At 35.8% G+C, this 13,261-nt stretch carries 14 protein-coding genes and 1 rRNA gene; 9 read left to right on the top strand and 6 right to left on the bottom strand.

The features are described from left to right. Window positions 1–8 precede the first annotated feature (8 nt). Window positions 9–124: ribosomal RNA gene (gene rrf / locus IEV74_RS16555) — 5S ribosomal RNA — on the top strand. 372 nt (window positions 125–496) lie between these two features. On the opposite strand, the gene IEV74_RS20040 is transcribed toward rrf, so the two are convergent. From IEV74_RS20040 to IEV74_RS16575, 4 genes are all read right to left on the bottom strand, one after another. Next, on the bottom strand, window positions 497–688 hold the full coding sequence (locus IEV74_RS20040) for a chlorite dismutase family protein (RefSeq protein ID WP_373284365.1): 192 nt from the start codon (window positions 686–688) through the stop codon (window positions 497–499). Window positions 689–861: 173 nt separating this feature from the next. Further along, the gene (locus IEV74_RS16565) at window positions 862–1,320 is read right to left on the bottom strand and encodes a carboxymuconolactone decarboxylase family protein (protein WP_188456482.1); all 459 of its coding nucleotides are present in this window, start codon (window positions 1,318–1,320) and stop codon (window positions 862–864) included. A gap of 101 nt (window positions 1,321–1,421) precedes the next feature. Next, the gene (locus IEV74_RS16570; protein WP_188456483.1) at window positions 1,422–1,631 is read right to left on the bottom strand and encodes a hypothetical protein; all 210 of its coding nucleotides are present in this window, start codon (window positions 1,629–1,631) and stop codon (window positions 1,422–1,424) included. 97 nt (window positions 1,632–1,728) lie between these two features. Beyond that, window positions 1,729–2,994 carry a BaiN/RdsA family NAD(P)/FAD-dependent oxidoreductase gene (locus IEV74_RS16575; RefSeq protein ID WP_188456484.1) on the bottom strand — a complete coding sequence of 422 codons (1,266 nt, stop codon included), beginning with the start codon at window positions 2,992–2,994 and terminating at the stop codon, window positions 1,729–1,731. A 180-nt stretch (window positions 2,995–3,174) separates the two neighbouring features. Here IEV74_RS16575 and IEV74_RS16580 point away from each other — a divergent pair, with 180 nt between their 5' ends. Next, on the top strand, window positions 3,175–4,791 hold the full coding sequence (locus IEV74_RS16580; RefSeq protein ID WP_188456485.1) for a putative polysaccharide biosynthesis protein: 1,617 nt from the start codon (window positions 3,175–3,177) through the stop codon (window positions 4,789–4,791). Between the two features lie 12 nt (window positions 4,792–4,803). Next, window positions 4,804–5,541: a pseudouridine synthase gene (locus IEV74_RS16585; RefSeq protein ID WP_188456486.1), complete on the top strand. Its 738-nt coding sequence runs from the start codon at window positions 4,804–4,806 to the stop codon at window positions 5,539–5,541. Window positions 5,542–5,575: 34 nt separating this feature from the next. Here IEV74_RS16585 and IEV74_RS16590 read toward each other — a convergent pair whose 3' ends face one another. After that, window positions 5,576–5,773, bottom strand: coding sequence for a DeoR family transcriptional regulator (locus tag IEV74_RS16590; protein ID WP_373284366.1), 198 nt, complete (start codon window positions 5,771–5,773; stop codon window positions 5,576–5,578). A 160-nt stretch (window positions 5,774–5,933) separates the two neighbouring features. Here IEV74_RS16590 and thpR point away from each other — a divergent pair, with 160 nt between their 5' ends. From thpR to IEV74_RS16605, 3 genes are all read left to right on the top strand, one after another. Continuing rightward, the gene (gene thpR, locus IEV74_RS16595) at window positions 5,934–6,524 is read left to right on the top strand and encodes an RNA 2',3'-cyclic phosphodiesterase (protein WP_188456488.1); all 591 of its coding nucleotides are present in this window, start codon (window positions 5,934–5,936) and stop codon (window positions 6,522–6,524) included. Next, window positions 6,508–7,410 carry an NERD domain-containing protein gene (locus tag IEV74_RS16600; protein WP_188456489.1) on the top strand — a complete coding sequence of 301 codons (903 nt, stop codon included), beginning with the start codon at window positions 6,508–6,510 and terminating at the stop codon, window positions 7,408–7,410. Before thpR ends, IEV74_RS16600 begins: the two co-directional genes overlap by 17 nt. 258 nt (window positions 7,411–7,668) lie before the next feature. Then, window positions 7,669–8,490 (top strand): phosphotransferase family protein, encoded by an 822-nt coding sequence (locus IEV74_RS16605; RefSeq protein WP_188456490.1) that lies wholly within the window; start codon window positions 7,669–7,671, stop codon window positions 8,488–8,490. On the opposite strand, the gene IEV74_RS16610 is transcribed toward IEV74_RS16605, so the two are convergent. After that, window positions 8,477–8,794: a YtzH-like family protein gene (locus IEV74_RS16610; RefSeq protein WP_308419010.1), complete on the bottom strand. Its 318-nt coding sequence runs from the start codon at window positions 8,792–8,794 to the stop codon at window positions 8,477–8,479. The two genes, IEV74_RS16605 and IEV74_RS16610, sit on opposite strands and share 14 nt — an antisense overlap. A gap of 59 nt (window positions 8,795–8,853) precedes the next feature. Between IEV74_RS16610 and trmB the strand changes: the two genes are divergently transcribed. The 3 genes from trmB (at window position 8,854) to IEV74_RS16625 (ending at window position 13,248) form a co-directional block, all read left to right on the top strand. Further along, window positions 8,854–9,498 (top strand): tRNA (guanosine(46)-N7)-methyltransferase TrmB, encoded by a 645-nt coding sequence (gene trmB, locus IEV74_RS16615; protein WP_188456492.1) that lies wholly within the window; start codon window positions 8,854–8,856, stop codon window positions 9,496–9,498. A gap of 171 nt (window positions 9,499–9,669) precedes the next feature. Beyond that, the gene (locus IEV74_RS16620; protein WP_188456493.1) at window positions 9,670–11,109 is read left to right on the top strand and encodes a PTS mannitol transporter subunit IIBC; all 1,440 of its coding nucleotides are present in this window, start codon (window positions 9,670–9,672) and stop codon (window positions 11,107–11,109) included. Between the two features lie 45 nt (window positions 11,110–11,154). Next, a complete protein-coding gene (locus IEV74_RS16625; protein ID WP_229683225.1) occupies window positions 11,155–13,248 on the top strand; it encodes a BglG family transcription antiterminator in 2,094 nt (697 codons plus the stop codon). Window positions 13,249–13,261: the final 13 nt, after the last annotated feature.

The raw sequence follows: 13,261 nt of genomic DNA on the forward strand, positions 1-13,261 counted from the left end.
AAGATATGTCTGGTAGCAATAGCGAAGAGGACACACCTGTTCCCATACCGAACACAGCAGTTAAGCTCATCAGCGCCGATGGTAGTTGGGGCTTTGCCCCTGCAAGAGTAGGACGCCGCCAGGCAAACTAAAAAGCTGACTAATAATATAATTTATTAGTCAGCTTTTATATACAAAATATTTTTTATACTTCTGCAGTAAAACAGATAAATTCCACATGTATACTGGATTTCTGGCAGTTTTATTTAGATGAAATGCTGTAATTTTATTTGTCCTCTTTTCCGATATTAGTCTTACAAATATCGGTATGATTTCCCTGACATGAATTTATGGCTATTATTAGATAGCATAGTAACCCTTCCGATCAGGGTCATTGGCATGTCTGGTTGCTGTCAATAACAGTCATACTACTTTAAAATACGATTCAATTTCATCTTTTGGTAAATAGTTTCCAATGAAAAATGATCCGAAAACAGCATATTTTGCACTAACCTCATCAAATCTTGTATTCATAAATCAATTTCTTAATTTTCAGTACATCATCACAAAACAATGAGATACCCCACTCGTAATCATCAAAGCCAATAGAACCTGTAATAATACGTTTAACATCATCTGTGTATGTTCTGCATGTCGCGATATGTTCGAACATCATGCGTCCGCGCTCTTCCTGGGTCAGTTCTCCCAATTAATAGTTCTGAAGTCGTGTAATGCGTACGATCCATCAAATATTTCTACTGTTTTAACCATGTAGCTTCACTCCTAAATTGTGATGGTTAAATGATAATGGAAGCGATAGGCGAATGCTGTGATATCACATTTTTAGCGGACAATGGACAATATGTGAAGATTTTGTGATGCTCATTTTGCTGATGGCTGGTATTTACCTGGGACAGCACGCATTGTAATTGCTAGTCTATTCCAGCTATTAATTGTATTAATGACGTATACTAAATCAACAAAATCCTTCTCATTAAATTGCACTTTAACCTTGTTGAATAGCTGATCAGTGATAGGTATCGTTGAAATTTGTGTGATTGCCTCTGTAAGCGAAAGTGCTGCACGTTCCCTATCTGTATAGAAATCGGTTTCCTTCCATGCATCTAGACAATATATACGTTGCTCGTTTTCACCATTTGCACGTGCATCTTTTGTGTGCATATCAATACAAAAAGCACAGCCGTTAATTTGCGACGCACGTATTTTAACAAGTTCTAATAATGATGATTCAAGATTAGTGGACTTAGAATATTTTTCAAATTCCACCATGATATTAAAAGCATCTGGAGCAATTGAATAGTAATCTAATCGGGCTTCCATCAAATCTCCTCCTTATATTATCCTTCTAGTTGATAGTAAGCCTTCCAACAAAATTATTCAAAAAAGACGCACCAGATTCTGGTACGTCTTTAAAATGTCAGCTAGCTCATCCCATATGGACCAAGCTTTTGGCTGTTTCCTCCATTGCTATTTCCAGCATTAGCATTGGCACCACCCATTTGTGAAACGAATGGAATCATATTTTGCATTGTTTGTCCAAATCCTTGGTTGTTTTTGGTCATCGTATAAAAAGTTGCTGCACCGACTCCAACAGAAGCAATTAATGGTAACCACATTGCATTTTTTTGCATTCTTATACCCAACCTTTCTATATTGTCCCCAGACATTATTAGGATGGTCCTGTGTCAATAAATCATACGAGGAATGACATACCATTAGTGGAATGAATCATGTTGAATAACCTGCTTCATATGCGGCATTAGAACCTGCAAGTCTACCTGTTACTAATGCAGATGTAATATTATAGCCACCAGTATATCCATGAATATCTAAAATTTCACCGCAAAAGTATAGGCCATGCATAATTTTTGACTGCATTGTATTTGGTACAATTTCCTTGATAGAAACTCCCCCACCTGTTACAAATGCTTTTTCCAGAGGTAATGATCCATGTACCTTGAACGAAAAATGTTTGATATCATGTATGATAGAGCGAATGGTTTCTTTTGAAATACTAGCAGCTTTTTTCTCTTCAGTAACATTATTTTTAGTTAATATGAACGTCAATATTCGTTCGGGCACTATTCCCTTAAGGGTATTTTTGAACGCCTTTTTAGGATTTTTTTCAACATCTATCCAAACTGAATTGATTAATTGTTCCTCATTTTCATCAGGGAGAATATCTAATATCATTGAAACTTCATTTTGTCCTTTCATTAGTTCTTTTACAACGAATTGCGAGCAACGCAGTACAGCGGGCCCAGACACTCCAAAGTGTGTAAATAACATGTCCATTTTATGGGTGATGATTGTTTTTCCTTTCTTATTTAATACAGAAAGTGATATATCCTTTAGCGATAGACCCTGCAGGCTTTTGTTTTTTATGAATTTTTCTTTTGAGGTTAGAGCTACTTCTGTAGGATATAGCTCTGTGATTGTATGACCTGCCTTTTTAGCCCAGGCATAGCCGTCACCAGTTGATCCTGTGTGCGGAACGGCTTTACCACCGACAGCAATAACTACTGCTTTAGTACGTATTTTTTCTTGATTCGCTAATATGATAGTATGTTCATGCTCATCATAATGAATGGCATTTACAACCGTATGCATTTGTATATTTACCTTAAGGTCATGAAGTTTATTTATTAAAGCATTCACCACTGTTTTGGCAGAGTTTGAAACAGGGAACATTCTGCCGTGATCCTCTTCTTTTAATCGTACATCCAATTTTTCGAAAAAATCGATGATATCAAAGTTATTAAATACTGAGAATGCACTATACAAGAATTTCCCGTTACCAGGAATATGTTTTATCACTTCTTCTTGGGGTAGCCTGTTTGTTACATTACAACGTCCTCCACCTGAAATTGCAAGCTTCTTGCCAAGTTTGTTTCCTTTTTCAATTAACATGGTTTTTGCACCGTTTTCCGCTGCTGCAATTGAGGCCATTAATCCAGATGGTCCTCCACCGATTACAATTACATCATATGACAACTTTCCTCATTCCTTTCGCAAATAGCTTATCATTTTTTATATAAAAATCCTATTTTAAATTTGACGGAGGAATATTGCATAGATTGTACGAACGTTATGAAGGAAAGTTTATTCCACTTTTGAGTTTGTGTGATAAAATAGTAATTTAGGAAGTAACTATGAACAGATGCAGGTGAAACAATGTCGAATTTTGTTAAAGGCACCATGCTTCTTACTGGTGCAACATTTTTGTCTAAATTTTTGGGTATGATCTTCGTTATTCCATTTAATGCACTTGTTGGTGCAAATGGAGGAACATTATATTTATTAGCATATACACCATACAATATTATCCTTAGTATCTCCACAGTTGGGGTACCATTAGCAGTGTCTAAATTTGTATCAAAATATAATTCTTTAGGTGATTATAAAACTGGAATGCGCATGTACCGGGCAGGTATTTCCTTAATGCTAATAACCGGATTTATTGCATTTTTGGTCTTATTTTTTGTAGCGGAACCTATCGCAAAGTTTACAATTCCAAATGATAAACCGGCTATAACTGTTGAAGATGCTACAATGGTTATTCGTATGGTAAGCTTTGCATTAATTATTATCCCTGCAATGAGTATAACTCGTGGTTTTTTTCAGGGCTATCAGTCAATGGGGCCAACCGCTGTCTCACAGGTAGTTGAACAGATCGTCCGAATACTATTTTTATTAGGTTCTGCGTTCATTATAATTAAACTGCTCGGTGGAAATATTCCTACTGCTGTTGGTTTTGCAACATTTGCTGCGTTTGTGGGTGGTCTGGCGTCTGGTATTGTTTTATGGCGATATTGGCAAAAACGAAAGCCTAATATAGAAATGCAAATTGCCCAGCAGCGTGTTTCCTACGATATTCCGATGAAGGACCTGTTTAAAGAAATCTTTAGTTATGCAGGTCCATTCATAATTGTTGGGATTGCAACGTCTTTATATCAAATTGTTGATCAGTTCACATTTGGCAGAGCAATGACGGCAATCGGACAGGGTGACCTTTGGGAAGAATTGCTTGGGTCCATTAATCTGTATAGTCATAAACTGGTAATCATTCCAGTAACTCTTGCTACAGGGTTGTCACTGGCAATATTGCCTGTCTTAACTAAATCCTTTACTGACAATAATCGACCGGTTTTATTTCAGCAAATCAACCAAGCACTTCAAATTGTAATGGTTCTAGTTACCCCTGCTGCAATTGGATTGTCTATGCTGTCAACGGAGGCTTATGGTTCTTTATTTGGAATGAAAAACATTGATTTTACAGGTTCATTACTAGGCTGGTATGCTCCGGTAGGTTTATTGTTTGCATTATTTACTGTTTCATCATCAATTTTGCAAGGGATTAATCAGCAGCGTTTCACCGTTATAAGCCTATCAGCGGGTTTATTATCAAAAATTCTGTTTAATATCCTGCTTATCCATACGTTTGGAGCTAAAGGTGCTATCTTTGGCACAGCTATTGCAGTTGCGATTGCTGTTGGATTAAATCTCTGGCGTATAAGAACATCGATTCAATTTCCATATAAACAGCTGTTTAAGCGTACATTGTTAATTTTCATATTTACGTTCATAATGATTATTACAATTGCGATCCTAAAAGCTGCCTTTGGATTTTTTATTCCTTACGAAACGGAGCGATGGGCAGCAATCATAATGCTGTTTTTCGGGGTAACTCTTGGTGGTGGTGTGTATTTATGGTTAGGTTATCATTCCACCCTTTTAGAACGTGTGCTAGGTAATCGAATACGAATCCTGGACCGAATTTTTCACAGGTAAGGAGGTTAAATCATGCGGCTTGATAAGTTATTGGCAAACATGGGTTTTGGCAGCCGAAAAGATGTAAAGGAATCGCTGAAAAAAAAGTACGTAACTGTTAATGATAATACAGTTAAAGACGGCAGTATGCATATAGATACAGCAACGGACATAGTTAAAGTATTAGGCGAGACAATCCGATACCAAAAATATGTATATCTAATGATGAATAAGCCGCCTGGTTTTATTTCCGCAACTGCCGATAGAAGTGAAAGAACTGTTATTGATATTGTAAATAAGGATTATCAGCATTTTAATCCGTTTCCTGTTGGAAGGCTCGATAAAGATACGGAAGGCTTGTTGCTTCTAACAAACGATGGGGAACTTGCACATCAGCTAACTTCACCGAAAAAAGATGTCAGTAAAACGTATTTTGCTAAAATTGATGGTAACGTGACTGAAACAGATATTCTTAAGTTTAAGGCTGGTGTGGTTCTTGAGGATGGATATAAAGCTAAACCAGCACATTTATGTATTCTTTCAGCAGGTCATACTTCTGAAGTAAAGGTAACAATAACCGAAGGAAAATATCATCAGGTTAAAAGAATGTTTGAAGCTGTCGATAAAAAGGTAACCCATTTAAAGCGTCTTCGTATGGGAAGCCTAACGCTTGATGAAAATCTTGAGCAGGGTGGCTATCGTGAGCTAAACCGACAGGAACTGGAATATTGCCTGTCCCTAAAAGATAGTAAAAAAAGAGCTGACATATGATTGTCAGCCTTGTTTTAAAGTATAGGTTTAGTCATTAAGATATGTTCACTTTTTTATTTGTAATCTTCCATCTGCCTCGAATTGGGCTGTTGACAAGACCATTATATGCTAAAACATTTAAGTCACGCTGAATTGTTCGGTCTGTCGTTCCAAATTCATCCGCTAATTCGGTAGTTGACACTGTTCCTTTTTCTCTAATATAAAGGTAGACAGCCTTAACTCTAGTTAGCATTCGAGTTGTTGGTTGATTCAAAAAACCACTCCTTAATGTTTTTCATTAATACTGTGGTGCCAGTGAATCTGTGCCGATAATTTTATTCTACACCTAAATTCTCATGGATAAAAGAGATTATTCTTAAATTTTTAACAATGTGTAACAGAAAGGACTTGTTATGAACCAGTTACCGCATTATTTTATCGCAATTCCAATTCCGCTATCATTAAAGAATATGTTTCATGAATGGCAAAATAACCTAATGAAAAAACTTTCTTACAAACAGTGGCCAAATAAACATGATTTGCATATAACATTAAAGTTTTTAGGACCTGTTAATGAATCAACATTAAAAACCTTACAAACAAATCTTGGTCGGATTGCAGATCTTCATCCTTTCACATTAAGCGTTGGAGAAATAGGGACGTTTGGGAATCCGGCAAAGCCTCGTGTGCTTTGGGCTGGAGTAGAAAAGAATGAAAACTTAATCGAATTACATAAAGAAATAGAGAAATGCTGCAATGTGCAAGGTTTTAAAAAAGAACAAAGGGAGTATATTCCGCACATTACACTTGCTAAAAAACGGAAAGAAACAGCATGTAATAACATAGAAATAACCAATGTTAAGAAGGATTATTTCGGAGTCAGCTACAGATTTAATGTAGAAGAATTCGTCATTTATCAGATTCATCCTGCTCAAACACAGAAATATGAATTGGTATCAAGGATTTTGTTTAAGGGGGACAATGGTAATGGCACAATTAATTAAGCTCCAGGATTATATTTCTCGATATGAATGGAATGCTTATCGATATCCTAGTCAATATATCCGCTTAAAGCAGGACAACTGGAAAAAGCTTTATGCCTTGTGGAATGATTCACTTGATAAGGATATAGAAGAAAAATTGGAAGATGAATCTATTTCAGCCTTTTCAAGGGTAAAAAGCTTTATGAAAAGAGAAGTAGATCAAGAGGCTCAAGTAAAAACGCCAAGCTTACCGGATTCGGAATTAGCATTAAAACAATATTTCCTTGATAAGCTTTTTCCGGTGCAGTTAAAATGGGCTACTTCTACTGTAACGGATGTATCAATTATGGAACAAAAGTATGATCATGATCCTATGTTAAAATTCTTTCTGCAGCGTTTTCCCGACACGTATTTACTTATGTATTATCCCATATTTAATGTGAAAAAAGCACCAATAGAAGGGGAAATTGTTTTTATCAGTCCGGTTGGAATAGAGGTAATATATTTATTGGAAGAGGGTCGCAGTGCAACAATTATGGCAGGCGATGATCGGACATGGGAAGTTGGTTCAAATAAGAAAATATTAAGTCCGCTATTAGCTTTAAAACGGACGGAACAAATAATCAAAAGTATACTGCATGTAAATGAGGCGGAATTTCCAGTAAGAAAAATCGTTTTATCACAAACAAATCATATTGTTTACAGAAATGAACCTTATAACACTAAAATTATTGGTAAACATGAATACGGGGAATGGTTTGATAAGAAAAGAAAATTGGTATCTACACTGAAGAATCGTCAATTAAAGGCAGCGGAGTTATTGTTAAATCATTGTCAAACTTCATCCGTTAAACGTCCTGAATGGGAAGAAGAAGATAACCAGTTTCAGATGGATCATGAGGTCTAGTGCAATGTATGTTTTTATTGTAAACCTGAAGCAGGGAATAGCCGAGCGAAGCAGGTCTTTAGTCGAATTACAAAAAGCAGACACTATCATCTTATAAAAAGTATGTATTATTTTACTGAATTTAACGGACATGCCGAAATAATTGCAAGTCTTCGGATAGTGCTTTAATTTCATTATTCTTGTCTCATATTTGTAATTTTTCAGAGATACCTATAAAATAAATGATTGGACTATATAATAAACAGATTTGAGGAATGAATGGTGAACTGGCTGAGTGCTTCTTTAGGCAAAGAATGGAATATAACACCTGCTGGCGGATTAACTGGCGATGCTTATATAGCTGAAAATAATAACAAAAAGCTATTTTTAAAGCGTAATTCGTCACCATTTCTAGCGGTATTATCTGCAGAAGGAATTGTTCCAAAGCTTGTATGGACGAAACGAATGGAAAATGGTGATGTCATAACTGCCCAGGAATGGATTGACGGGAGAAAATTAGAGCCGGAAGAAATGCGCCAAAATCGGGTAGCTGAATTGCTGCGTAAGATTCACCACTCATCAGAACTGGTACATATGCTCATGAGAATGGGGAAAAAACCAAAAACACCAGATGTCAATTTGAAAAAATTAAAACACAGACTGAATGCAAATAATTTAATTGAGCAGTATAGTGAAGTTGGGAAAGGATTAAGTTATTTACAGCAATTGCTGCCAGTTACGAGGGAACAAAAGCAAGTTGTTTGTCATTGTGATATCAACCATAATAATTTGCTGTTAACTAACGATGGACAATTATATTTGGTCGATTGGGACAATGCAATGATTGCCGACCCAATTATGGATTTTGGAATGCTGCTAAAGTGGTACGTTCCAATAGATGATTGGCCAAACTGGTTAGATACATATGGTGTAACATATGATAAACAATTGTTTGAACGAATGTACTGGTATTTGATTTCGGACGCACTTTATTATATAAATTGGCATTACAATCGTAAAGAGCCTAATAAAGTAATGGAAAGACTACAGGATTTACGTGAACTGAATGCATATGTTATGAACAAATTTAGTGTAAATTAACATGTGTAATTGCACTCATCCAATTTTCAATATTTACTTTGTTCATTGTAGTATGTTCGGTTAAATTTTGAGCAATCTCGCCCTGTCGTCCATAGTCATAAATTTCGGGCAGAAGCTCTAGCAGCTGTTCATCAGTAATGCTGTTTTTTGCCATCAAGGATTGAACTAAACGCTTAATTTGCTGATACTCAGCGATTTCTCCACAGCAATATTCGGTATGTTCACCCAAAAGATCATATAATAATGCTAATTGATGGTTAACTGTTAATGTCATTAAAATCACCTCTATTGCTAGTATTTGCATTTCCAATTCTATCTATGCTTGTCAATCTGAGTGATGTTTTGAAAAGAGGGAAATATTAAATGCGTCAACGTAATAAACCGTGGGCTGATGTTTTTCTTCAAAATAATAGCCACATTGTAATACAAAATCCTAGAGATAATAAAGGTAAATGGAAGAACTTATTTAACAATGATAATCCAATTCACGTTGAAATAGGTACTGGAAAAGGTCAATTTATTACTGGCATGGCAAAGCAATTCCCTGATGTGAACTTTGTTGGGATAGAACTTGCCAAAAGTATTATCGTTTCAGCCGCACAAAAGGTCATAACACATGAACAGGACAATATTTTATTGATTAATGAAAATGCAAGCGATCTTCTGGAAATTTTTACGGATAATGAAATCTCTGTTATTTATTTAAATTTCTCTGATCCATGGCCAAAAAATCGTCATGAAAAACGCCGGCTGACATATCATATTTTTTTGGAACTATATCGTCGTGTGTTGAAGTCATCCGGTGAATTAATTATGAAAACAGATAATCGAGGATTATTCGAATATTCATTAGTCAGCTTTTCCAATTTTGGTATGAAATTAGATGAAGTCAATTTGAATTTACATCAGGCAGAAGATCCAACAAATGTGATGACAGAATACGAACAAAAGTTTTCAGAGAAAGGACAAGTTATCTATCGCTGCAGAACACGATTTAATAAAAATTAGGCCCATTTTAGGGTCTATTTTTGTATTTACTAAAAATATCCAATGCACTAGCATTTTAATATTGTCAACAATCATTTTGACAAATTGATATTTAGATTTGATTGTGAGCGGAATTGCCTAGGTATAAAATTAATATATAGAAATTATTATTAATTTTAGGGAGGAATTTTTATGGCAGAAACGAAGGGGTTTCGTGCAAAAGTACAAAGTTTTGGCAGCTATTTGAGCGGTATGATAATGCCGAATATTGGGGCATTTATCGCATGGGGAATAATTACTGCTTTATTTATACCAGATGGCTGGACGCCAAATGAAGATTTGGCAACATTAGTTGATCCAATGATTAAATACCTGCTGCCGCTTTTAATTGGATTTACTGGTGGTCGTATCGTGCATGATATTCGTGGAGGGGTTGTCGGTGCCACAGCTACGATGGGGGTTATTGTAGGGGCAGATATACCTATGTTTTTAGGTGCCATGATTATGGGTCCATTCGCTGGATACCTAATGAAAAAGGTTGATCAATTATTTCAGGATAAAATTCGTTCTGGATTTGAAATGTTATATAACAATTTCTCAGCCGGAATATTAGCTGCCATTTTAGCAGCAGTGGCTGTAAAGGTTATTGGACCAGTAGTAGAAAGCTTGAATAACATTTTAGCAGCTGGTGTAGAGGCGATTATCAATGCCGGATTATTGCCGCTAGCAAATATTATTATTGAACCAGCAAAGATTTTATTCCTAAATAATGCAATTAATCACGGCATATTGAGTCCAATTGGGGTTGAGCAGGCTGCTGAAGCTGGAAAATCTATCCTGTTTCTGTTGGAGGCAAACCCTGGCCCTGGATTAGGAATTTTGCTTGCATTTGCTATTTTTGGAAAAGGAATGTCCAAAAGCTCAGCGCCTGGTGCTGCAGTTATACAGTTTTTAGGTGGAATACATGAAATTTATTTCCCATATGTGTTAATGAAACCTTCATTACTTTTAGCGGTAATTGGCGGGGGAATAAGTGGTGTGTTCACTTTACAGATTTTTGGTGCAGGATTGGTTGCTCCAGCATCACCTGGCAGCATTTTTGCAATATATGCAATGACAGCACAAGGAAGCTATTTAGCTGTAACGCTAGGTGTATTGGTAGCGGCTGTTGTTTCATTCTTAATTGCTGCATTAATCTTGAAAACAAGTAAATCAGATGATGAAGACTTGTCAGTAGCAACAGGTAAAATGGAAGAAATGAAAGGAAAGAAAAGCACTGTAGCGGAGTCTTTACATCAAAATAATAATAGCGCTGATGCTGAAATACAGAAGGAAGCATTCATTGCTAAAAAGCCAGAAGAAATAAATAAGATTATTTTTGCGTGTGATGCTGGTATGGGGTCAAGTGCTATGGGGGCATCCCTATTAAAAAATATGTTTAAAAAAGCAGGGATTGACGTTTTTGTGACGAATAAAGCAATCAATGAAATCCCTGAAGATGCTGATATCGTTATTACCCATAGGGACTTAACAGATCGTGCAAAAACTAAATTGCCTACCGCAGAACATATTTCTGTTGAAAACTTTCTAAATAGTCCTAAATATGATGAATTAGTTGAAAGGTTTAAATAAGCTAGGTGACAATTAGCATTGCAAGGTGGTGAACAGTTTGTGTATATGGCTGGTCGAGTGCGAAAGATTATAGAGCTTTTATTGCAATCACAAGAGGACGTAACCGTTAAAGAGATTGCTGATGCTCTTTATGTAAGTGAACGAACAGTTCATCGTGATCTAAAAGATATTGAACAAATAATGCATTCTTACAATTTAGAACTTATGAAAAAGTCTGGTGTAGGGATACGGATTACTGGCGGTATGCATGATCAAAAGAGATTGGAAATGGCTCTTTCGACTTCTGAAGCTTCTGACTATACTCCTGAGGAAAGACAGACAATCATTTTATCAACACTTTTGGAGAGAAATGAGCCAATCAAACTGTTTACCCTTGCGAATGAACTTAAAGTCACAGCAGCAACAATTAGTAACGACCTTGATCAGTTAGAAATAGAGATTAAAGATTATCATCTTCAAATCATAAGAAAAAGAGGATACGGTATGAAGCTTGAAGGTGAAGAGGGTGATAAACGCGCCGCTATTAGTAATCTGATTACGAAATATATCAATCCATTTGATTACGTTTCATTGTTAAAAGAAAATAACAAGAAAAATTCACAGATGCAATTAAATACAATTTCTAATCGATTGTTAGGTTTTGTCAATCCAGAAAAACTAATTACAATTGAAAAAAGCGTTGAACGGGCAATAGCTGAATTGCCTCATGAACTGGCCGACAGCGCTTATGTCGGTTTGATTGTGCATCTGGCACTGGCTATCGAACGTCTTCAAAAAGGCGACAATATAACATTTGATCATGTGTACAAAAAACAGCTTGAGGGTACAATTGAGTATGAAATTGCCAAAAACATGATTCAGGAATTGCGGAGCTCGCTTTCCATGGATATCCCGGAAGATGAAATTGGCTATATCACGATGCATTTATTAGGGGCTAAATTACGAATAGATAACAATTATTTAATCGAAGACACCAGTGTCGATATCGCTAATAATGCTAAAGATCTGATTCAATATGTAAGTATGCATTTAGATTTAGATTTAACCGAAAATAAGCCTTTATTACATGATCTAGTGGCACATCTAAAACCTACGATATATCGGTTGAAACAAGGAATGAATATAAAAAATCCATTGCTTGAAGATATATTAAGGGATTACGATAAGCTTTTTTACATTATTCGGGAAGGTGTTCAAGACATTTTCCCGGAAATGGATTTTCCAGATGATGAAATAGGATATCTTGTTCTTCACTTTGCAGCTATTCTGTTATATGGGGAAATTGATGTGGATTTAAAGGCATTGGTAATCTGTTCAAGCGGTATTGGAACATCGAAAATGCTTGCTACGAAACTAATGCAGCGTATTCCGGAAATAAAACGGGTAGAAAATAAATCAATGTTTGAATTGGAGAATTCCAATCTTTATGATTATGATATTATTGTATCAACCATTCCGTTAAATGGTTTTGAAGGCAAATATATTCAAGCTTCTCCTATGTTGACTGCTTCAGAAGCACATCGTATCAAGAAAGCAATTAGACAGAGGAAGCTAACGTATACTTCAAATAAAAAACCTTGCTTAAAACCAGTTAAAGGAAAGCGTACAGAATTTATCCTGCAGCTGGAGGCAATCCAAAATTATTCAAAAGCAATTTTGGATATTCTTAATTCCTTTCGACTCATAAAGATTAAAGAAAATCGGTCATTGGAATTTATTTTGCATTCAGCCTGTAATGATTTAGTAAATGGCCAGTTGGTCACAAACAGTAATAGTGTCTTTGAAAAACTTTTAAAGAGGGAACAGATTAATGGTCTTGGAATTCCGGATACATCGCTTGCGCTTTTTCATGCGAGATCAAAGGATGTTATCAAGCCTTGTTTTTTAATTTATTCATTATCCAATTCATTATCGGTAAAAGGAATGGATGGTAAGGATATGGAAATGGATACACTATTGTTAATGCTTGCACCCGAGTTGACACATCAGGAGGTTTTGGAAATTGTAAGTTTCATAAGTGGTTTAATAATTCAGGATCAAGAAAGCATTCAATTATTTCAATCAGAGAACGAAAAACAAATCAAGCACTTCCTGTCTGAACAGTTTCATAAGTATTTACAAGAGAAAAATATATTATAAGGAGTGCATCAAG

The sequence above is a fragment of the Virgibacillus oceani genome (assembly GCF_014638995.1).
In the GTDB taxonomy this organism is placed as follows: domain Bacteria; phylum Bacillota; class Bacilli; order Bacillales; family Amphibacillaceae; genus Virgibacillus_E; species Virgibacillus_E oceani.